Genomic DNA, 19,195 nt, shown 5'->3' with positions numbered 1-19,195 from the left:
GGGCCGCTGCGTGCAAGAGCAGTGCGAAGGGGGAAGCAATGGAAGCTGTCAAGACCTCGGACGGATCGTCGTCGTCCTCCCAGCGGCATCGGAGGCTCGGGGAATTCCTCCGCTCCAAGCGCGGGCTGCTGAGCCCCGAAGACCTCGGCCTGCCCCGCTCGGCACGGCGGAGGACGCCGGGCCTCCGCCGTGAAGAGGTGGCCGTCATGGCCAACGTTGGGGTCTCGTGGTACACGTGGCTCGAGCAGGGCCGCGCCATCGGGGCGTCCGACGACGTGCTCGAGGCGATCGCCGACGTCCTGCGGCTCGACGACGACGAACGCCGCTACATGCACCGCCTCTCCCGGCGGCCCCCGCGGGCCGAGTTCCCGGTCGACGCGGAGCGCGCCCGGCTCGAGGCCCTCATCGAGGTGACAGCCGCCCCGGCCTACGCGGCAGACCCATACTGGCGCGTCGTGGCTGCCAACCGCCTCGCGCGCGAATGCTTCGACGCGAAGGTCGGCGAGAGCTGCCTCGAACGCTTCTTCCTCGAACCGGGCGTAGCCGGGCGATACGTCCACCGCGAGCTCATGGGGCGCTCGCTCGTCGAGCAGTTCCGCGCCCAGACCGCCCGCTACCCCGACGACCGCGAGTTCGACGAGATGGCGGCCCGGCTTCGCGCAGGCTCCTCCCTGTTCCGCGAGTACTGGGATCGGCACATGGTCGGCGAAACCTACCGCGTGGACATCGTGTTCGAGCACGAGACGCTCGGGATGCTGAGCTTCGAGCCCGTCTCGATGAGCCAGGGCGACTCGCCCCTGCGCCTCTACACCTACCTCCCCCGCGCCGGGACACGCACGGCCGCCCAGCTCGAGCGCTGGCTCTCGGCGTCCTCCGACGACATCCGGGGGCGGACGGCCCATGGCGCGGGCTAAGATCCGAGTGGTACGTGTGGACACACCATCGGGGGGCGAACGTGACACTGACCGCGGAGCAGAAGCGCCAGGCCGCATACGAGGACTACAACGCCATGCTCGAGGGCTGCCCCGCGCGGCAGCTCCTCGAGGCGATCAGCAGCAAATGGGTGACGCTCATCCTGCTCGAGCTCGCCGGCGGCTCGCGTCGGCACAGCGAGCTTCGGCGGCAGATCGTCGGGGCGAGCCAGAAGATGCTCACCTCGACGCTGCGGGCGCTCGAGCGCGACGGCCTGGTCCTGCGGACCACGACACCGAGCATCCCGCCGCGCAGCGACTACGAGCTGACGGGTCTCGGCCGCTCGCTCCTTCCCCTCATCGAGTCGATGAAGGCATGGTCCGAGTCGAACATGGACGCGGTGGCCCGGAGCCGCATGTCCCACGACCGCCAGCAGGCCACGTCTGCCGTCGTCCACTGACATGACGACGGCGATGCCCCGCGTCTACGACGAGGCGGTCGTCGCCTGCATCCACCACGCCGGCGGGACCACCGCGTGCTTCGCGGGGTGGTCCGTTCCCGAAGCACGGCTCGAGCTGCTTGGGTATCGCGGCGCGCGGCACGGTTCGCTCGCGGACCTCGCCGCGACCATGGCCGAGGGCCTTGCGCAGTTCGGGAGCGGCGGCGTCGTCCTCTACGGCCACAGCATGGGTGCCGTCCTCGCCTACGAGGCCGCCCTCCTGCTCGAGCGAGCGGGCCTGCCGCCTGCCGCCGTCGTCCTCGCCGCGAGCGCTTCCCCGGATCCTATGCGCCGGCCGCGCGCGGTGCCGCGCCCAGGCCTCCCCGCGGCGTCGGGGCGGCGCGCCGCCGAGGTGCTCGAGGCGGATCTGGCGCTCCTCGACGCGTACGGCGGCCGGGAGGCCGCTCGGGAGCATTCGCTCGCGGCGCCCGTCCTGCTCGTTGCGGCGGACGACGACGAAGTCGTCGCCGCGCGCGACGTGTGGGACTGGGAGCGCTGGTGCCTCACACGGCCCGAGCGGCTCCTCGTGACCGGCGGGCACCTCTTCCATCGCCGCAGCCGTGCCCTCCCGGCGGCCATTGCCCGCTACGTCCCGGCCCGGGCAGCATGACGCCCGGCTGCCGGACAGGTGCCTGCAGCCGGTCGAGGCCTGCTGGGGTCAATGGGCGGGCGAAACGCCCAGGAGCGAGCTCCCGTTGAGCTGGGCCACGAACACATCGTGGTTGAAGTACGCCGCCGCGTCCGCGATGAGGCCGTCCTCGTCGAGCGTGAAGATCGTGATCCCGGACCAGTTGATCGGATTGCCGTTCGCGGCCACGACGGCGCCCGTCCAGCCCACGGCGGTCCTGCCGGCTACCGTGTGGGCCGTGAGCGGCGTGAGGCCGTAGAAGCCGGGGAACTTGGGGATGACCGCGGTGAGCTTGGCCCGGATGGCCTCGCGCCCGACGATCGGCTCGCTGCCCACCGGGTCGTGGAACACGCCGTCGGCCGCGAAGGCGCCAGCCCACAGGTCCGCGTCGGGGATCTGCGAGCCGCGGTAGAACTCGGCGACGGCCGGAGGCATTGCGGGGAAGGTCATGGTTTCTCCTGTGTGATCGGGAGCCTGCAGATGCAGGCCCGGGTCAGTGGGTGGCTCCTCCGGGCCGCGCTCGGTGGCCAGCACGATGCCCGGAGCGGGGCTAGGCCGCCGCCCGATGCTGGGTCCAGGCGATGGCGCGCTGGTCGAGAAGTGCTTGAGCGTGCCGGTCAGAAAGCGTGCTGTGCTCGCGGATGGCCTGCACGATGGGGAAGACGTCGGCCTGCTCGATCGTCGAGGCGGCGAGGTGACGCTGTTCGTCGTCGTACGAGCCGAAGAGCCCCGCGTCGTAGGCGCCAAGCGCCGCCTCGATACGCCACGCAAGGGCTTCGGCGTCGCCGAACCCGAGGTTGACTCCTTGGCCGCCGGCCGGCGCGTTGAGGTGGGCCGCGTCCCCGGCAAGGAGCACGCGGCCGTGGTCGAAACGGCTCGCGACCTGCTGCCGGACCGTGTAGTGCGTGACGCGGTCGGCCCTCGCGAGAAGCAGCCGCTGCCCGAATCCGAGGCGATCGATGAGCGCGGCGGCGGAGGCGGCGCTGATCTCGTCACCTCGCTCGATCCGCAATCCCTCATCGGCGGGACCGGCGATCCTTACCTTGCCCGCGGGAAGCGGTGCAAGCGTGACCATGCCCGCGTCGCCGACGTAGAGCCCAGTCTCGCCCTCGGGGGGCGCAAGCACGGGGTCGCCTTCGAGGAGGACGTAAGAACGCGTCGGCCCCTTCCCCTCCATCTCGACGTTCAGGAGCCGGCGCACGGTGCTCGTCGCGCCGTCGGCCGCCACCGCGAAGGCGGCGTCCATGATCTGCCCGCCGCGGGGCGAACCGAGGAATGCCCTGACGGAGTGTTCGGACGGGGCCAGCCCGACCACCTCGGCTCCGAGCCTCACCTCGGCGCCGAGCCTCCGCGCCTCCTCGAGGAGGAGCGCTTGATAAGAGGGCTGGAGCGTATTGAGGTATCCGTCGACGATTCCGCCCTGGCCGGCGAGCCTCCCGACGAACTCGCGCCCGTCCTGGGCGTGGAAGGAGATCCGATCCATCGGTATCGAGACCCGCAGGAGGGCTTCCAGAAGGCCGAGCCCCGCGAAGAGGTCAATGGCCGTGCGGTGGAGCGTGATGGCCCGTGGACGCAGATCGATTCCCGTCCGCCGGTCGACGACGGCGCAGCTGATGCCGCGCCGCCGCAGGAGGCAGGTCAGCATGAGGCCGACGGGGCCAGCCCCCACGATGAGCACCTCGACATCCGCAGTTCGCGCCATCAGCTGCTCCTTGCCGGTGCTTCACTGGTCACAGCCGATTCGGTTCTGGACGCCTCGCGGACGGCGGGCGGCCGTCGGAACCTGAGCGTGCAGAGGAGGACGGCGGCGCCGACGAGGCACGCGCCCAGGATCTGGAGCCCGCCGAGGACCTGCCCCGCGATGAGCCATCCGGAGAGCGCCGCGGCGAGCGGGCTCATGAGCGGCAGCGGCGCGGCGAGGGACATCGGGAGCTTCTGGACCCCGGTGAGCAGGAGCCCGTACCCGATGGCCGATCCGCCGATCGACACGTACGCCATCCCGCCGAGCTGCGGCAGCGTGAAGGCGGGCGGCGGCCCCTCGAGCAGGAACGCCACCGGGACGAGCACGAGCCCGCCGAGGATGAGGGTCCAGCCGGCGAAGCCGAGGCCGTGGAGGTCCGCGGGCTTTCCCCAGCGCCGCGAGAGCGTGAGGCCGATGCCGAGGCTCGCCGCGGAGCCGAGTCCCGCGGCGACGCCGAGGGGATCGATCGCGGCGGTCCCGCGCAGCACGAGCAGGGCGACGCCGACGACGCCGACGAGGCCCCCCGCGAACTGGATGGGCCTGATCCGTTCGCGCAAGATCGGGATGGCGGCGACGAGGGCCACGAGCGTCGCGAGCGCCCCGAGGGTCGCCGCGACGCCCGCGGGGAGCCGCTGCGCCGACACGAACAGCAGCCCGAAGAAGACGCCGATGTTGAGCGTCCCGATGACGAGCGCCTTGCCCCACCACACGCCGCGGAGCGTTCCGCGCCAGAACACGAGGAGCAGGATGCCGGCCGGGATCGAGCGGATGGCGGCGTCCCAGTACGGTGCTAGCGGCAGATACTGCGCCGCAAGGTAGGTGGTGCCGCCGATGGCCGGCCCGAGCGCCGTGCGCGCGAGCGTCCACGCGGTCCCGGTGCGGGCTGCGGCTGTCGTCTCCGCCATCAGGCCGAGGCCCCGACGAGCTCTTCGTCCAGCGCGGCCCGACCCGCGACGAACACCCTGGCGAGCTCGGCGACGCGGCGGCCGAGGTGGGCCGCGGTCGCGACGTCCGCGCGGTGGACGCCCTCGACGCCGGCCCCGGACGGGCTCTGCGCCGCGGCGCCGTTGAAGTAGCCCAGGCGGTTCAGATCGTCTTCGCTTCCGGTGACGCTGCTCCAGCCGGGCAGGAGGCCGAGGTTGATCCAGTTCATGCCGTGCTGGGCCGCGAAGGTCGCGAAATAGTCGAGGGTCGAGCTCTTGTCCCCGGCTTTGCACGCGGCGTTCGTGAAGCCGGCCGCGAGCTTGTCCTTCCACGACTGCTGGAGCCAGCGGCCCGGGGTGAGCTCGGCGAACGCGTGGAACGCGGCGGGGGCGGTGCCCATATAGGTCGGGGCCCCGAAGACGATGGCGTGGGCGCTGTCGAGGAAGTCCCACGACTCCTGGGCGAGCCCGTCGACGCGGAACAGGCGCGTCTCGGCGCCTGCCTCGGCTGCGGCGCGCTCGACGGCCTCGGCGAGGACCGCGGTGTGTCCCGAGCCGGAGTAGTAGACGACGGCGATGCGCACGTCGGGTGAAGCCATGGCAGTTCTCCTTGGAGTGAGTTGGCAGGTGGGAGGCTCGAGTCCGGGCTAGGACGCCGCGATGGTGGGCGTCCGGCGGAGCGCGTCGAGGCGGCTCTGGATGAGCTGTGCGGTGGCGGAGGCGGTGCCCGCCTCGGCGAGTTCGTATTCGTCGACGCGGACGCCGAAGCGGTTGGTCAGGATGACGGCCGCCTCGACGAGCGAGAGGGAGTCGATGTCCGCCTCGACGAAGGACTGCTCGGGTCCGAGGGACGCGTACTCGTCCATGGTCGCGGCGATGGCCTGCGTGACGTCGGCTGCGGTGATGGGCATGGAATTCTCCTGGTGTTGCGCACGAGGTGCGTGCGGAAGGTCAGTGGGGATCGATGACGGCCAGCTCGGGCCATGTGAGGGCCGCGGCACCCCAGGTGGTCCCGCCGCCGAAGGCGGTGAGGACGACGCGATCCCCGGGACGCCGTCGGCCGGCGGCCGCGGCGGCGGCCATGGCGAGGGGTATCGACGCGGCGGACGTGTTGCCGACCCGGTCAAGGTGGATTTCGGCGTCGGCCGCTTCGAGGCCCGCGATGTGGGCGACGGCCGTGAGGATGCGCAGGTTGGCCTGGTGCGCGATGAGCGCATCGACCTCGTCGCGCCGCCAGCCGATCTCGCCGAGGACGGAGTCGACCGAGGCGGACATGGCTTCGACGGCCTTCGTGAAGACCTCGCGGCCGTTCATCTGGAAGTAGGAGCCCTGTGCCCCGTCGTCCGGCTGCGGCACGTGGATCAGCTCCTCGTCCGTCCCGTCCGCGTAGAGCCGGGTCATGAGGACGGCGCCGGGTTCGGCCTCGCTCCCGGACTCGAGGTGGACGGCCCCCGCCCCGTCGCCGAAGATGACCGCCGTCGTCCGGTCCACGGGGTCGAGGAGGCGCGTGAACGTCTCCGCGCCGATGACGAGCGCGGACTGGATGCTCCCCGACTCGATGGCCCACGCCGCGGTGGCCAGGGCGTAGAGGAAGCCCGAGCACACCGCCGAGACGTCGAAGGCGGGCACGCCCGCGAGGCCGAGCACGGCGGCCACCTTGGGGGCCGTGGCGGGGCACACCTTGTCCGGAGTGGTCGTCGCGAGTACCACGAGCTCGGCCCGCTCCGCCCCGGCGCTTTCGAGGGCCCGCCGGGCGGCCAGGATCGCGAGGTCGCTGGTCTGTTCGCCGTCCGCCGCGTGCCGCCGCTCGCGGATGCCCGTGCGGCGCTGGATCCACTCGTCGCTCGTATCGTGCACCCGCGAGAGGTCGTCGTTGGTCACCACCTTGGCAGGGAGGGCCGCTCCGAGGCCCCGGATGACCGCCCGCCGCGCGCCCCGAGACGACGCGCCTGCCTGCTCATGGCTGCTGATCATGCTGAGCTTCCCCCTCTTCCGTCCGTCCGGTGGACGAGGTGGACGGGATCCGGTGGGCCACCGAGCAGCGCAGCTCGGTTCCCCCGAATCGTCCGACGACGTCGGCGCACCGCCAGTGGCCTCCGTCCTTGGAGAGCAGGCGGGAACCTTCGAGCTGCACGGAGAGGGGTGCCGGGCTCGCGGGCGGGGCGCCCGTGCACGTGAAACGGGTGGAGCGCATCCATAGGGTGTCGCTTGACGCGCGGTCCAGGCTGTCGAGGCGGTAGAGGAGCACTTGGCCGAGCTGGAGCGCCGCGACGAACTGGTCCACGAAGCAGAGGCCTTCGCCGTCAGCGGGCACCGGCGAGCCGCCGAGGCCCACGATAGCCGAGGCGCGAACGCGCTCTGCATCGACGACGACATCGCGCACCTCGACTCGGCGCTCGGACCAGCGCGTCCCGTACACGCGCGCGGACGCCGGCCCGACGAGGGCGGCCTCGTCTGGCGCCTCGATGCCCGCGAGCCCGAGGGGAAGCGGCCCGTGGAGCAGCTCTACCCTGAGCCCCATCGAGCCGATCTGGGCTACGAGGGCGGAGCCTCCGGAGGTGGGCGCGAGGCTCGCGGCGCACTCGAAGTCCCCGAGCCCTTCTTCGGTCGGGGCGCTCCCCGCGCGGATCGCGAGGCTGCTCACCGTGGCCTTCGACCACGCCCGCGGGGCGTAGCGGCTCGCGACGAGCGCCTGGGCGAGCCGCATGCCCAGGACGATGACGTCGGTCGTGCCCAGATGCGGCAGCTGGACCACGCCGCCCTTCGCGGACCATGTGCCCGCGATTCCGAGCGAGCCGGAGGCCCGGGCCGAAGAGGCGTCCGCGCGGTGGGTGATCACAAGGGACTTGAGGGCGGGATGCGTCCGGCGATAGCCCGAGCCGAAGAAGCGGCCGTCCGCGTCTCCGAGGAGCTCGTCGATATCCCGATGCAACGTGACCGCGTGGGACACGGGGTTCCTCCTTGCTGGTGGGCTTGGCCTGCCCCTCCAGCCTCGCGGGGAACTCTCGGGCGAGACAGTGCGTGTCCACGGTGTTGTCCGCACCAACAGGCAACGGCTCCCTCCGGCCGTCCAGCCTGCCGGCCTGCCGGGCTGCCAGCCTAGAATGGAGTCGGCGAGAGGAGGTCCTCATGCCACGGTTCCACTACCGCTACCACCACAGGCCCGGACGCTTCCCGGCAAGCTCCTCGGAGCGCGCGCGCCCAGCGGCGCCCGCCCCGCCGTCGTCGTTCGCCCCGCCGTCGTCGCCCGCCCCGCCGTCGTCGTTCGCCGCGCCGCAATCCGCGGCGCCAGGTGTGCCTGCCCGCGCAGCCCAGCCCCAGCCCCAGCGGCCTCGCCCGCCCGCGCGCCGGACGGGCTTGGGCGTCGTGACGCCGCAGACGACCGACATGTGGCGCGAGCTCCTCGCCCCGGATGGGACCCCACCCGCGCTGCCGTTCCAGATCGAGTACGTGCGCTCGGCCGTGTGGCAGCAGACGGGCCTGCGCCCAAGCCTGCGCGGCCTCACGATCGGCCAGGCTCAGCGGATTCTCGCGGCCCTTCGGGTCGACCCACGCCCCCTGTGGCACAGCGGGCGGGACAACTGGGCCATGAATATCCTCGCCATCTGCGGCAGATGGCTCGGGATCGCGGCCCTCTTCATGCTCATTCTGGGCGTGGGCCGCGCGGACGGCGTGCCTTTCGTCCTGCTGATCTTGGCCGTGATGGGCTTCTCCGTGGCGCGGCGACAGCGCCGGCAGATGTTCGAGCAGCGCCATTATCGCCGGGTGCGCGTCGTACGCCAGGAACCCACTCCTGAACCACTCCCCGAGCGCCCCGACACGCCCGACGCGAAGCCCGGGCAGGAATGGAACGGGCCGCCGCCCTCAGGCGGCGACCCATACGACGTCGACACGTACCTCCGGCGCCTCGGCGAAGAGGGGCGTTAGCCCGCTCCCGTCACGCCGTGCGGTCTTTGAGGAACGGAGCGATCTCTCCGGGGGCGATGAGCGGGCCGCTCAGCTGCACGTTCGCGATGACCCACGAATCCCGCTCGTGCACCAGGACGAGGACGACGCGGAATTCTCCGCTCGCATCCCGCCCGCGAGCGATGGTGCGCTGGTGCAGCACGCCTTCGACGATGGCCGTCTCCCCGAACCAGCGCACATTCGGTTCGAGGATCTCGAACTCCTCGTTGACGAGGTCGCCGAGGTGGCGCTGGGACCATCCCGTGCGATCGAGCACGAAGCCGACCGGCCCGACGCCGCGGAAATCCTGGGCGAGGAGCGGCTCGTACGCGGGGACGTCCCCTGCGAGTTCGACTGCGGCCCAGCGGCGAACGACGTCGAGAGCTTCCTCGGTGATCGTGGTTTCCATGTGGTTCTCCCTTCGCTTGTTCCCTTAGATTGATTGGCTCAATCTTTATAGTCACTCTAAAGATAGAGTCGCACTAGGTCAAGAGGGTAGGGTGAGGTCATGAGCGAGCAACTGGGGCTGAGGGAACGCAAGAAGCTCGAGACGCGGCAGCGCATCATCGACGTAGCGCTCGCGCTCTTCGACAAGCGCGGATTCGAGCGGGTCCCGGTCGCGGAGATCGCCCGCGCGTCCGACGTCTCGGAGGCCACGGTCTTCAACTACTTCCCGAGCAAGGAAGACCTCGTCTACGGCGGGATGCAGGCCTACGAGGATGAGCTCGTCGCGGCCGTCGCCGCGCGCCCCGATGGCACGAGCGCAGTCACGGCCTTCCGGGACTTCGTCCTCGAGCCGCGCGGCGCGCTTGCGGCCGACGACGACGGCACCGCGACCGCCGCCGTCGCCCGCGCCGCGCGCATCATCGCCGGCAGCCAGACGCTTCAGGCGCGCGAGCAGCGGATCGTCGACCACGCGACCGACGCCCTCGCGGAGCTCATCGCGCGCGACGGCGAGGCGCCACCCGGCCTCGGCCCGTGGGTCGCCGCGAACGCCCTCATGGGCGTCCACCGCGCCATGACGCGCCTCGCTCAGCGCCTCGCGTCCGAGGGGCACAAGGGCGCCGAGGTGGGCCGGACCGTGCGCGCCCAGGGCGCCGCGGCGTTCGCGCTCCTAGAGAAGGGACTCGACGCCCTCCCCGTTTAAAAGTCACCTCCCGCGGGTACCCCACCATCTGAAGGTCAGCTCCCGCGGGTCGTGACCCACGGGAGCTGACTCTTGAACGGTAGGGGACCCACGGAACGTGACTCTTGAACGGGAGGAAACCCACGGAACGTGACCCCTGAACGGATCGCTCACACGGTCGTGAATCCGCCGTCGATCAGCACGTTCTCCCCCGTGATCATCGCGGCCGCATCGCTCGCGAGGAACGCGATGAGCGCGGCGACCTCCTCGGGCTGCGCAAAGCGACCCACGGGAATCTCGGCCTTCGCCTTCTCCCCCTTTTCCCCGGCCCACGCGGCTTTGCCGAGCGGGGTCTCGACGACGGTCGGCGAGACGGCGTTCACCGTCACCCCACGCCGCGCCCATTCGAGCGAGAGCACATGGGTCAGGCCGACGATCGCCGCTTTGCTCGCGCAATACGCTGCGTGCTGGTCGAGGCCGATCACGGCCGCCTGCGACGCGAGGTTGACGATGCGGCCGTATCCCGCCTCGATCATGAGTCGCCCCGCGGCCTGGGCCATGTAGAAGCTCGCGCTGAGGTTGACGTCGATCGTCGCCTTCCAGCGTTCGGCCGGGACGTCCGTTGCGGGGTCGAGCAGCGCGATACCGGCCGAATTGACCAGGATGTGCGGCGTCCCGACCCGCTCCACGATCTCCGCGAACACGTCACCCGCAGCGGCCGGGTCCGTCAAATCTCTCACGATGCCGTGATGACCTAAGCCGGGCAGGCCTGCCATGAGCTCAACGACGCGCTCCCCGAGGTCTACTCCGACGATGCGGGCTCCCCGCTCCGCGAGGTGGTGCGCGACCGTGTACCCGATGCCGCTCGCGGCTCCCGTCACCACCGCGGTCTTGCCGGCGAAAGACTGTTCCATGTTCGTCCCCCTCAATCCTGCTCGTAGCCGCAGATGGCGCTGACCTTGGCCGCCGACGGGCTGCTTGGGTCGAAGTGGTAGCCGAGCCACTCCGTCACGAGCCGTTTGGCGAGCTCGATTCCGATGACCCGCTGGCCGATGCACAGGACCTGGGCATCGTTCGAGAGCACGCTGCGCTCGACCGAGAACGAGTCGTGTGCCGTCACGGCGCGAATCCCGTGGACCTTGTTGGCGGCGATCGCTACCCCGAGACCCGTACCGCACACGAGGAGGGCCCGGTCGGCTTCGCCGTCGGCGACCTTGCGCGCAGCCTCAACGGCAACATGCGGATAGGCCGTGTGGGATTCCGCATCGACGCCGACGTCCTCGACCGAGGCGACCCGGTCATCGGACGCGAGCAGGTTCTTGAGGACCTCCTTGTAGTCGAAACCCGCGTCGTCGCTTCCGACGACGAGGCGCAACGGCCGATCAGCCATGGCAGTGTCCTTTCACTCAGGTTGTTTGCGGCGCCGCGAGACCCGCAAGCGCATCGACGATGAGTCCGAACGAGGTGGCGCCGGCGTCGGGCGTTCCGATGCTCTTCTCGGCAAGCGGCCGCGCGCGACCGCGCTTTGGCGAGAGCACCGCCGTCGCCTCGGCGGCCTTCGTCGCGGCGAAGGCCGCCGTGCGCCATGCGTCGTGGAGGGGCTCGCCACGGTCCACGCCGCGGGCAAGCGCCTCGGCGAACGGCACGAGCGCGTCGACGATGGTCTTGTCGCCGATTTCGGCTCGGCCGAGGTCGAGCAGGGCGGAGGCGAAGGCGTCGACAGCGGCCACCGCATCGGCCGCCGTGTACTGCTCGCGCTCGTCTGTCAGCGACGCTCCCGCGGCCTCGAGACCGGCGCCCCACAGGACACCGGAAGTCCCACCGGCCTGCGCGGCCCACGCCCGCCCGGCTCGTGTGAGGAGCCACGCCGGCCCGCAGAGGCTGCCGGCAGCCGTCGCGGCGGCGAGTGCAGCCTCGGCGCCGCGCCGCATCCCGCGACCATGGTCGCCATCGCCCGCCACGGCGTCGATGCGCCCGAGCTCGATCTCGTTCGCCGCGATCACCTCGGAGATCGTCCGCAAGCCCGCCATGACGAGCGGCGCGAGGGCGGCACCGGCCGCTGACGGCGAGGGCGCGTCGTCGGCGGCGGCGTCCAGACCGGCGACGTCCGCGGGCCGCAGTCCAGCGATGACGCCCCCGTCCTTCCGATATGCCGGAGTGTAGGCCGGTGCCGACCATAGGGACTCGAGCTCGTCGTCAAGCCACATGAGCGTGAGCGACGTCCCGCCCATGTCGAGGCTCGTCACGAGCTCCCCAACCTCGACGTCGACCGGCTCGATGGCGGCCTCGCGCAAGAGCGGCGCAATACTCCCCCATAGGAGGAACAGCTCCTCGTACTTCGTGGTGCCGAGGCCATTGACGACGACGGCGGCGCGCGCCGGCGCGCCGTGCTCGCCTGCCGTCTGGAGCCGGGTCGACGGCCTCGCAGCCAGCACTCCGTCGACGAGGAGCTTCGCGAGCTCGCGCGCCGTGCCGAGCGGCGCGTCGTGGATCCCAGGCTCGCCGTGGATCCCGAGACCTACGCCCATGTTCCCGGCGGGCACCGTGAAGAGCGGCGCGGCGGCCCCGGGCATCGTGCACCCCGAGAACGCGACGCCGAACGAGCGCGTCGCGGCGTTAGCGGCGCGGCCGACGCGCTCGACGTCGTCGAGGTCATGCCCCGCCGCGGCGGCCGCGCCCATCGCCTTGAAGACCGTGAAGTCTCCTGCGATGCCCCGGCGCTGCTCCTCGGAAGGCGAGGACGCGACGTCGTCCGTCACGAGGACGACGCGCGTGTCGATCCCCTCGCGGCGCAGCCGTTCGGCGGCGATCCCGAAGTTCATGACGTCGCCCGCGTAGTTGCCGAAGGTGAGGACCACGCCGCGCCCCTGGTCCGCCGCTTTCGCCACGGAGTAGACCTGCGCCGCCGAAGGCGAGGTGAAGATGTTCCCGACGACGGCGCCGGAGGCAAAGCCCGGGCCGACGAGCCCCGCGAACGCGGGATAGTGGCCTGAGCCTCCCCCAACGACGACGGCGACAAGGGGCTGCTCGCCCCGGTGGGCGACGACGCCCCCGGGAACCGCGACAAGCCGATCGGAGTAGAGGTCGGCGAATCCCGCGAGCTGATCGTCGGCGAACTCCGACGGGTCGTTGAAGAGGGTCGTCACGCGCGTGCCTTACTTCTTCTGGCCGGGCAGGCCCTCGTAGGCGATGTTCCCGGAACTGACGTTCGAATCGATGAGGGCCGGGAGGCCGTCGATGAAGGCCTGGCGGTTGGTCACGACGTTCTTGATCGCATCGTCGACGTTGGCGGCAGTGATGGCGGGCATCGTGTAAACGGGCTTGGTGTTGACGCTCTCTTTGCGGGCGATCTTGGCGGCGACGGCGAGCCCCGCCGCGAGCTCGACGGTTCCATGCTGGAGCGACGTGCCGATCATGTCGCCGGACTTGACGGCCTTGAGCCCGTCCTCGATGCCGTCGATTCCGACAACCTTCACGCCCGAGCGCCCGGCCTCGCGGAGGCCCTGGATGGCGCCGAGGGCCATGTCGTCGTTCTGGGAGATGACGGCGTCGATCTGGGTTCCGAAGGCCGAAATCCAGTTCTTCATCTTGTTGACGGCCTGGTCGCGCTTCCAGTTCGCGGTGTCCTGGGCGAGGACCTTGATCCCGGGATTCTTGGCGAGGACGTTCTTGATGCCCTGGCCGCGATTGATCTGCGGCGAACTCCCGAGCGGACCTTCGAGCACGACGACGTTGCCCTTGCCGCCGAGTGCCTGGACCATCTGGCTGGCTTCCTGCTCGCCGGCCGCGACGTCGTCGGGCTGGACGCTGCCGTCGAGCTTCGCCCCGGAGAGCGAGGTGTTGACGTCGATGACTGGGATGTTGGCGGCCTTCGCCGCGGCGACCTGGGGCTGGAGGGAGTCCGCCTGAACGGGGACGACGATGATGGCGTCGACCTTCGCCGAGACGAACTGGTCGAGCTGGTTCGCCTGGGTCGAAACGTCGCCATTCGCGGAGTTCCACTGGAGCGTGATCCCGTTCGCCTTCGCGTAGGCCTCCATGCCCTCCTTGCCCTGCGTGATGAACGAGGACATGTCGTACACGCTCACGCCGACCGTGAGGGTCTTCTTCCCGCTCCCATTCGCCTGGGCGGATGGGTCGCCTGCGCCGCAGGCGGTGAGGCTGAGACCGGTGGCGACCGCGAGCGAGACGAGGCCTGCGGCGGTTTTCACAAGAGAGTTCTTCTTCATTGATTGATTCCTTGCTAGTGGAGGTTGCAGTTAACTGGAAGGGTCAGCGGCCTCGTCTGGCGGCCCACACATCGACGCCGACGGCGGCGACGATGATCACGCCCTTGATGACGCTCTGCCAGTACGAGGGGACGAGGAGGATGTCGAGGCCGTTGTTGATGGTCTGGATGAGGAGCAGCCCGATCGCTGTGCCCCACACGGTTCCGCGGCCGCCCATGAGGCTCGCCCCACCGATGACGACGGCGGCGATCGCGTCGAGCTCGTAGCCCTGTCCGAGATTGGGGGCCCCCGTGATGACGCGCGACGAGAGCATGAGGCCGGAGATCCCCGCGAGGAGGCCACTGAGCGCATAGACGCTGAACAGCACATTGCGCGAGCGGACGCCTGCGATCTCCGCGGCGAGCCGATTGCCGCCGATCGCGTAGATGCGTAGGCCGTAGCTCGTGCTCCGCATGACGAACGCGAACACGAGGATCGCGACGATCATGAGCAGCACGGGGATCTTGAGTCCGAGGAACTGAGTGTTGGCGAACGTGCCGTATGAGGCGGGGAGGCCGTTGATGGGCGCGCCGTTGCCGATCACATAGGCAAGGCCCGAGGCGAGGGTCAGCATGCCGAGTGTCGTGATAAAGGGCGGCACATTGAGCCGACTCACCACGAGCCCATTGACGACGCCGGCAGCCAGACCTGCGCCCAGCGCGGCGACGGGCGGAACTGCCGGATTCTCGGAGACGTTCTTTGCCGACCATGCCGCGGCCATCGCGCTCACAGCGATGACGCTTCCGACCGAGAGGTCGATGCCTCCCGTGAGGATCACGAGGGTCTGGCCCAGGGCAATGAGCGCGAACGGGGCCGCCGCGACGAGGATCGTGACGAGGTTGTCAGGGGTTCCGAACCGCGCGCTCCGATACATGAAGAACGCGACGATCAAGAGCATGACCACGACCATGATGTGGCGGAGGAGAAAGCCTGCGATGGTCTGGGCGAGCGGCCTGGCCGGTGCCGGGGCTGTTGTGCCTGTGGTCGCGGGGTTCATGGCTGGGCCTCCTGGGCTTGGGCGGATGCGTCCTGGCCAGACGCGAGACGGAAGATGACGTCCTGGACGCCCGGGTCGGCCAGCTGCTCGCGGCTGAGCTCGCCCGCTACGGAGAAGCCGCGCAGGACGAACGCGCGATGGGAGAGACTCAAGATCTCCGGCATGTCGCTCGACGCCATGACGACAGCCATACCGGCTGCGGACAGCTCAGTGACGATCCGGTAGATCTCGTTGCGGGCCCCGACGTCGACACCTCGCGTCGGCTCGTCGAGCAGGAGAGCGTCAACACGACCGGTGAGCCAACGGCCAAGAACTACCTTCTGCTGATTGCCGCCCGAGAGATGCTCGAGAGTCTGGCCGAGTCCGTTGCTCTTCAGACGCATCGAGCGCATGACCTCTTGGACCTTGCCCTGCTTCCCTCGCCGAGCCAGCACGCCCCAGCGTGAGAAGGCACCGATCCGCGGAAGGATCGCATTGTCGAGAACGCTGAGCGAGAGGACGGCTCCAGCCCCCTTCCGGTCTTCGGGAACTATGGCCAGATGGCTCGCGATAGAAGCCAGCGGATCGCCAGGCTTGATCACACGTCCGTTGACCTTGACGCGCCCGGAGACGGGCTTGCGGACGCCGTAGATGCACTCGAGAAGCTCGGTGCGGCCAGCTCCGACGAGGCCGGCGAGGCCGAGAATCTCGCCCCGTCGGACGCTGAAATCGATCGGATCGGCGCCGCGCATCGCCACAAGTCCCTCGACTTCGAGGACCACCTGGTCGCCCGCCGGTGGGAGGTCGGGGAAGAGGTTGTCGAGCTCGCGGCCGATCATCGCGGTCACGATGCCGTCGTCGGTGATGTCTGCCAGCGCGGTATCGGAGACGAGGCTTCCGTCCCTGAGCACGATGACGCGGTCCGCCATCGCGCGGATCTCTTCCATCTTGTGAGTCGTGAACATGACGGCGACGCCTTGGTCGCGCAGGCTGCGCACGACGTCGATGAGCCGGGCCACTTCGCGCTCCGCGATGGCGCTCGTGGGCTCGTCGAGCAGCAGGACGCGTGCTCCGCGGCTCGTGGCCTTGACGATCTCGATGATCTGACGGATTCCGACGGGCAGCGACCCCATCCGCACCGTCGGGTCGGTGTCGAGCCCGAACCCCGCCAGACGGGACTTCGCTTCGCGGACCATTCCGCGGCGGTCGAGCGTGCCGAACGGCGTGCGTTTCTCGACGCCGACGAAGAGGTTCTCGTAGACGGTCAGCTCGGGGATCGACGCGAGCTCCTGCGGCACGATGGCGACGCCGAGAGAAGCAGCCGCGCGCGTGTCACCTGCTGGAAGGTGCGCGCCGCGCACCTCGACGCTCCCGCTGTCCGGCCTGTACTGGCCGGACGCGATCTTCATGAGGGTGGACTTGCCGGCCCCGTTCTCCCCGGCAAGGGCGGTGACGGTACCCGGTTCAAGGCTGAGGTCGATTCCCTTGAGGACCGGGACCCCGCCGAACGACATGTGAATGCCCGAGCACATGAGCATCGCGGTCTCCGCCGCGTTCTCGATGAGCGCTGTTGGCACTTCCCAGCTCCTTTGCTCCTGTCGGCCGGCTCCGATCGGGGCCAGCCCGTCGAGCATAGGAACGCTGTTCTCAAAGCTGCAACTATCATGCTCACATGAGCAAGGATTGCGGATGTGCGACCGGGATGCTCAAATGTCGAAGGAGGAATCGATGACCGAACCGCCCGGACCCATGCGCCAAGTGCAGATCGCGCATATCGCGACCGAATACTACGTGCACGGAAAGACGCGCATCGAGATTGCCGAGCAGACCGGGCTCAGCCGCTTCAAGGTCGGGCGCCTGCTCGACGAAGCCGTCGAATCGGGGATCGTGCGCTTCGAGATCTCAAGTCCGTCGAACGTGAGCCTCGACCTTTCGGTCCGACTCCGGGAACGCTTCGGCCTCGACCATGCCGTCGTCGTCGCCATTCCGACGGATTCCGAGGTGACCGTCCAAGAGGCCCTGGGGGCGACAACGGCCGATCTGCTCGGGGAGGTCCTCGCGGACGACGACATCCTCGGCCTGACCTCGGGGCGGACGCTCAACGCGATGGCCCGGTCGCTCACCTCGCTGCGCTGCCACAACGTCGTGCAGCTCGCAGGCGTCGCGGGGCCCATCCAGCAGAGCGGCCTCGAGGTGATGCGGCGCGTGAGCATGCTCGACGGCGTGCGGCCGTGGCCCATTTACGCCTCGCTCCTCATGAGCGACGCCCAGGCCGCCGAAGGCGTGCGCCGACAGCCGGACATCCGCCAGACGTTCGACCAGTTCTCGCGCGTCACGGTCGCCGTCGGGGCCATCGGCTCATGGGTGCCGCGGAATTCACTCATGTATGAGAATCGGGCGCTCAACGACGCCGACCGGCGGCGCATCCTCGACCGCGGCGTCGTCGCCGAAATCGCGGCGACCCTCGTGACCGACTCGGGCGAGGTCGTACACGACCTCGACTCCCGGAGCATCGCCGTGAGCGAGAAGCAGCTCCGCGCTATCCCGACCCGGATCGGTGCCGCGGGAGGCCCCACGAAGGTCCGCGCGATCCGCGCGGTCCTCACCGCGAAACTCCTCACGGGCCTTGTGACAGACAGCGAAACTGCACAGCAGCTCTTGGCAGGGTGACGGTGAAGCCTCCGCTGCTCGTCGCGGGCGTCGACTCCTCGACCCAGAACTGCAAGCTCGTCGTCGTCGAGGCGGCAAGCGGCGTCGTCGTCCGCTCGACCTCCGTGCCGCACCCTGATGGCACCGAGGTCGATCCCCAGCTGTGGTGGGATGCATTCCACGCGACCGGCGCCCACGACCTCCGTGGCGTCGCGGCGCTCTCGATCACGGCGCAGCAGCACACGACCCTCTTCCTCGGCGGGGATGGGGAGCCGGTTCGGGACGCCATCCTGTGGAACGACGGGCGTGCGGCGAAGGCCGGGAACGACCTGTGCCGGGAGGGCGGCGGGGCTGAGCGCTGGGCCCACCGCATCGGCCTTGTGCCCGCAGCGGCACATCCCATATCGAAGCTGCGATGGCTTCGCGACTCCGAGCCCGAGGCCGCAGACCGCGTGCGCAGGGTCATGCTTCCGCACGATTGGCTCACGTGGGGCCTCCTCGGACGGGCATCGGAGCCGACCACCGACTACTCGGACGCGTCGGTGACCGGGTATTGGTCGCTTCCAGATGCCGCGTACCGACCAGAGCTCATCGAACTGGCCCTCGGCCGTCAGGCTTCCGCGCCTCGTGCCCTCGGCCCATCCGATCGGGCGGGCGTGACCGATCGCGGAATGGTGGTCGGAGCAGGCTGCGGCGACAACGCGGCTGCGGCGCTAGGGCTCGGTGCGGCCACAGGAGAGGCGGTCGTCTCGATCGGGACGAGCATGACGGTCTCGATAAGGCGTGAAGGTGGAGTCGCGGACGCGACCGGCTTCGTCGACGACATGCACGACGCACAAGGACTCCACCTCCCCATGGTGGCGACCCTCAACGGAGCGAGGACCTTCATCGCCGCGGCACGGCTGCTGCGCACCGGCCTCGACGATCTCGCCGGCCTTGCGGCGGCGGCGCCCGCGGACGCCGGGGGACTCACCTTCCTGCCTTATCTCGACGGCGAGCGCAATCCCCTCATGCCTCATTCAACGGGCGCGCTTCTGGGTCTTACGCGGAACAATATGACACCCGAGAACGTCGCTCGGGCCGCTGTTCTGGGCGTCGCGTGCGCCGTCGCGCGCGCCACGGACGGTCTCGAGCGGGCCGGGGTCCGCATCGGCTCGCTCGTGGCCGTCGGCGGCGCGGCCCGCTTGGACTCCCTGTGCCAGGCGATGGCCGATCTCACAGGCAAGCGGGTCGAGCGCCCGGAGCAACGCGAGTACGCGGCGCTCGGCGCAGCCAGGCAGGCCGCCTGGGCGTTGACCGGAGAACTGCCGGAGTGGGTCCCTCCGGCGCGGAACGTCTTCGAACCCAACTGTGGCGCGGCGTGGCCGGCCGCCGTTCGTTCGCGGCACGACGAGGCGACAGGGACTCTCTTCGGGGCGTAGGTCCACCCCGCGCCCCACGCTCCCACCAGTGAGGGGTGACGAAGCCCACCACTCCGTTGATCGACTGCTCCGCAACTGTCGTTTTGGGCCTCCAGAACGACAATTGC

General features: G+C 70.0%; 21 protein-coding genes. 7 read left to right on the top strand and 14 right to left on the bottom strand.

Annotation, left to right across the window (positions count from 1 at the left end):
* The first annotated feature begins 38 nt into the window (after positions 1 to 38).
* Genes RBS12_RS17140 through RBS12_RS17130 form a run of 3 tightly spaced genes read left to right on the top strand, consistent with a single transcriptional unit; the run spans position 39 to position 2,021 of the window.
* The gene (locus tag RBS12_RS17140; RefSeq protein ID WP_307967353.1) at positions 39 to 914 is read left to right on the top strand and encodes a helix-turn-helix transcriptional regulator; all 876 of its coding nucleotides are present in this window, start codon (positions 39 to 41) and stop codon (positions 912 to 914) included.
* Positions 915 to 955: 41 nt separating this feature from the next.
* Entirely contained in the window at positions 956 to 1,372 is a 417-nt protein-coding gene (locus RBS12_RS17135) for a helix-turn-helix domain-containing protein (RefSeq protein ID WP_307967352.1), read from the top strand.
* Between the two features lies 1 nt (position 1,373).
* Positions 1,374 to 2,021, top strand: coding sequence for an alpha/beta fold hydrolase (locus RBS12_RS17130; protein WP_307967351.1), 648 nt, complete (start codon positions 1,374 to 1,376; stop codon positions 2,019 to 2,021).
* A gap of 48 nt (positions 2,022 to 2,069) precedes the next feature.
* Here the strand turns inward: RBS12_RS17130 and RBS12_RS17125 are convergent, their stop codons facing one another.
* The 7 genes from RBS12_RS17125 to RBS12_RS17095 all read right to left on the bottom strand — a co-directional run bounded on the left by RBS12_RS17125 (position 2,070) and on the right by RBS12_RS17095 (position 7,653).
* On the bottom strand, positions 2,070 to 2,489 hold the full coding sequence (locus RBS12_RS17125; protein ID WP_307967350.1) for a nuclear transport factor 2 family protein: 420 nt from the start codon (positions 2,487 to 2,489) through the stop codon (positions 2,070 to 2,072).
* A 100-nt stretch (positions 2,490 to 2,589) separates the two neighbouring features.
* Positions 2,590 to 3,741, bottom strand: a complete 1,152-nt coding sequence (locus RBS12_RS17120) for an FAD-dependent monooxygenase (protein WP_307967349.1) — start codon at positions 3,739 to 3,741, stop codon at positions 2,590 to 2,592.
* Positions 3,741 to 4,685 carry a DMT family transporter gene (locus RBS12_RS17115; protein WP_307967348.1) on the bottom strand — a complete coding sequence of 315 codons (945 nt, stop codon included), beginning with the start codon at positions 4,683 to 4,685 and terminating at the stop codon, positions 3,741 to 3,743. Before RBS12_RS17115 ends, RBS12_RS17120 begins: the two co-directional genes overlap by 1 nt.
* On the bottom strand, positions 4,685 to 5,302 hold the full coding sequence (locus RBS12_RS17110; protein ID WP_307967347.1) for a flavodoxin family protein: 618 nt from the start codon (positions 5,300 to 5,302) through the stop codon (positions 4,685 to 4,687). The genes RBS12_RS17115 and RBS12_RS17110 overlap by 1 nt, the downstream gene beginning before the upstream one ends.
* Positions 5,303 to 5,350: 48 nt before the next feature.
* Entirely contained in the window at positions 5,351 to 5,614 is a 264-nt protein-coding gene (locus tag RBS12_RS17105; protein WP_307967346.1) for an acyl carrier protein, read from the bottom strand.
* A 40-nt stretch (positions 5,615 to 5,654) separates the two neighbouring features.
* The gene (locus RBS12_RS17100; RefSeq protein WP_307967345.1) at positions 5,655 to 6,677 is read right to left on the bottom strand and encodes a beta-ketoacyl-ACP synthase III; all 1,023 of its coding nucleotides are present in this window, start codon (positions 6,675 to 6,677) and stop codon (positions 5,655 to 5,657) included.
* Positions 6,661 to 7,653 (bottom strand): AvrD family protein, encoded by a 993-nt coding sequence (locus tag RBS12_RS17095; protein ID WP_307967344.1) that lies wholly within the window; start codon positions 7,651 to 7,653, stop codon positions 6,661 to 6,663. Before RBS12_RS17095 ends, RBS12_RS17100 begins: the two co-directional genes overlap by 17 nt.
* Before the next feature lie 179 nt (positions 7,654 to 7,832).
* Here RBS12_RS17095 and RBS12_RS17090 point away from each other — a divergent pair, with 179 nt between their 5' ends.
* Positions 7,833 to 8,630 (top strand): hypothetical protein, encoded by a 798-nt coding sequence (locus RBS12_RS17090; protein ID WP_307967343.1) that lies wholly within the window; start codon positions 7,833 to 7,835, stop codon positions 8,628 to 8,630.
* Between the two features lie 10 nt (positions 8,631 to 8,640).
* On the opposite strand, the gene RBS12_RS17085 is transcribed toward RBS12_RS17090, so the two are convergent.
* Positions 8,641 to 9,057 (bottom strand): nuclear transport factor 2 family protein, encoded by a 417-nt coding sequence (locus tag RBS12_RS17085; protein WP_307967342.1) that lies wholly within the window; start codon positions 9,055 to 9,057, stop codon positions 8,641 to 8,643.
* Between the two features lie 99 nt (positions 9,058 to 9,156).
* Here RBS12_RS17085 and RBS12_RS17080 point away from each other — a divergent pair, with 99 nt between their 5' ends.
* On the top strand, positions 9,157 to 9,795 hold the full coding sequence (locus tag RBS12_RS17080) for a TetR family transcriptional regulator (RefSeq protein WP_307967341.1): 639 nt from the start codon (positions 9,157 to 9,159) through the stop codon (positions 9,793 to 9,795).
* A gap of 149 nt (positions 9,796 to 9,944) precedes the next feature.
* On the opposite strand, the gene RBS12_RS17075 is transcribed toward RBS12_RS17080, so the two are convergent.
* From RBS12_RS17075 to RBS12_RS17050, 6 genes are read right to left on the bottom strand one after another with little or no spacing between them, the layout of a single operon-like run.
* Positions 9,945 to 10,688 carry a GolD/DthD family dehydrogenase gene (locus RBS12_RS17075; RefSeq protein WP_307967340.1) on the bottom strand — a complete coding sequence of 248 codons (744 nt, stop codon included), beginning with the start codon at positions 10,686 to 10,688 and terminating at the stop codon, positions 9,945 to 9,947.
* 11 nt (positions 10,689 to 10,699) lie between these two features.
* Positions 10,700 to 11,164, bottom strand: a complete 465-nt coding sequence (locus RBS12_RS17070; RefSeq protein WP_307967339.1) for a ribose-5-phosphate isomerase — start codon at positions 11,162 to 11,164, stop codon at positions 10,700 to 10,702.
* 16 nt (positions 11,165 to 11,180) lie between these two features.
* The gene (locus tag RBS12_RS17065; RefSeq protein ID WP_307967338.1) at positions 11,181 to 12,920 is read right to left on the bottom strand and encodes a dihydroxyacetone kinase family protein; all 1,740 of its coding nucleotides are present in this window, start codon (positions 12,918 to 12,920) and stop codon (positions 11,181 to 11,183) included.
* Positions 12,921 to 12,929: 9 nt separating this feature from the next.
* Complete coding sequence (locus tag RBS12_RS17060; RefSeq protein WP_307967337.1) at positions 12,930 to 14,003, bottom strand: substrate-binding domain-containing protein; 1,074 nt, start codon at positions 14,001 to 14,003, stop codon at positions 12,930 to 12,932.
* Between the two features lie 43 nt (positions 14,004 to 14,046).
* Positions 14,047 to 15,039 carry an ABC transporter permease gene (locus RBS12_RS17055; RefSeq protein ID WP_307967336.1) on the bottom strand — a complete coding sequence of 331 codons (993 nt, stop codon included), beginning with the start codon at positions 15,037 to 15,039 and terminating at the stop codon, positions 14,047 to 14,049.
* The gene (locus RBS12_RS17050; RefSeq protein WP_307967335.1) at positions 15,036 to 16,595 is read right to left on the bottom strand and encodes a sugar ABC transporter ATP-binding protein; all 1,560 of its coding nucleotides are present in this window, start codon (positions 16,593 to 16,595) and stop codon (positions 15,036 to 15,038) included. The genes RBS12_RS17055 and RBS12_RS17050 overlap by 4 nt, the downstream gene beginning before the upstream one ends.
* A 151-nt stretch (positions 16,596 to 16,746) precedes the next feature.
* Between RBS12_RS17050 and RBS12_RS17045 the strand changes: the two genes are divergently transcribed.
* On the top strand, positions 16,747 to 17,688 hold the full coding sequence (locus RBS12_RS17045) for a sugar-binding domain-containing protein (protein WP_307967334.1): 942 nt from the start codon (positions 16,747 to 16,749) through the stop codon (positions 17,686 to 17,688).
* Positions 17,685 to 19,088: an FGGY family carbohydrate kinase gene (locus RBS12_RS17040; protein WP_307967333.1), complete on the top strand. Its 1,404-nt coding sequence runs from the start codon at positions 17,685 to 17,687 to the stop codon at positions 19,086 to 19,088. The genes RBS12_RS17045 and RBS12_RS17040 overlap by 4 nt, the downstream gene beginning before the upstream one ends.
* Positions 19,089 to 19,195 lie beyond the last annotated feature (107 nt).

This window comes from Sinomonas sp. ASV322 (assembly GCF_030908245.1).
Classification (GTDB): domain Bacteria; phylum Actinomycetota; class Actinomycetes; order Actinomycetales; family Micrococcaceae; genus Sinomonas.
Note: the sequence above shows the minus strand (reverse complement) of the source record. Positions and strands in the feature narration are given on the sequence as shown.

Excerpts from the sequence above, each read along its gene's own strand:
- RBS12_RS17140 (WP_307967353.1), top strand. The coding sequence starts at position 39 with ATGGAAGCTGTCAAGACCTCGGACGGATCGTCGTCGTCCTCCCAGCGG.
- RBS12_RS17130 (WP_307967351.1), top strand. The coding sequence starts at position 1,374 with ATGACGACGGCGATGCCCCGCGTCTACGACGAGGCGGTCGTCGCCTGC.
- RBS12_RS17125 (WP_307967350.1), bottom strand. The coding sequence starts at position 2,489 with ATGACCTTCCCCGCAATGCCTCCGGCCGTCGCCGAGTTCTACCGCGGC.
- RBS12_RS17120 (WP_307967349.1), bottom strand. The coding sequence starts at position 3,741 with ATGGCGCGAACTGCGGATGTCGAGGTGCTCATCGTGGGGGCTGGCCCC.
- RBS12_RS17115 (WP_307967348.1), bottom strand. The coding sequence starts at position 4,685 with ATGGCGGAGACGACAGCCGCAGCCCGCACCGGGACCGCGTGGACGCTC.
- RBS12_RS17110 (WP_307967347.1), bottom strand. The coding sequence starts at position 5,302 with ATGGCTTCACCCGACGTGCGCATCGCCGTCGTCTACTACTCCGGCTCG.
- RBS12_RS17105 (WP_307967346.1), bottom strand. The coding sequence starts at position 5,614 with ATGCCCATCACCGCAGCCGACGTCACGCAGGCCATCGCCGCGACCATG.
- RBS12_RS17100 (WP_307967345.1), bottom strand. The coding sequence starts at position 6,677 with ATGATCAGCAGCCATGAGCAGGCAGGCGCGTCGTCTCGGGGCGCGCGG.
- RBS12_RS17090 (WP_307967343.1), top strand. The coding sequence starts at position 7,833 with ATGCCACGGTTCCACTACCGCTACCACCACAGGCCCGGACGCTTCCCG.
- RBS12_RS17085 (WP_307967342.1), bottom strand. The coding sequence starts at position 9,057 with ATGGAAACCACGATCACCGAGGAAGCTCTCGACGTCGTTCGCCGCTGG.
- RBS12_RS17080 (WP_307967341.1), top strand. The coding sequence starts at position 9,157 with ATGAGCGAGCAACTGGGGCTGAGGGAACGCAAGAAGCTCGAGACGCGG.
- RBS12_RS17075 (WP_307967340.1), bottom strand. The coding sequence starts at position 10,688 with ATGGAACAGTCTTTCGCCGGCAAGACCGCGGTGGTGACGGGAGCCGCG.
- RBS12_RS17070 (WP_307967339.1), bottom strand. The coding sequence starts at position 11,164 with ATGGCTGATCGGCCGTTGCGCCTCGTCGTCGGAAGCGACGACGCGGGT.
- RBS12_RS17060 (WP_307967337.1), bottom strand. The coding sequence starts at position 14,003 with ATGAAGAAGAACTCTCTTGTGAAAACCGCCGCAGGCCTCGTCTCGCTC.
- RBS12_RS17055 (WP_307967336.1), bottom strand. The coding sequence starts at position 15,039 with ATGAACCCCGCGACCACAGGCACAACAGCCCCGGCACCGGCCAGGCCG.
- RBS12_RS17045 (WP_307967334.1), top strand. The coding sequence starts at position 16,747 with ATGACCGAACCGCCCGGACCCATGCGCCAAGTGCAGATCGCGCATATC.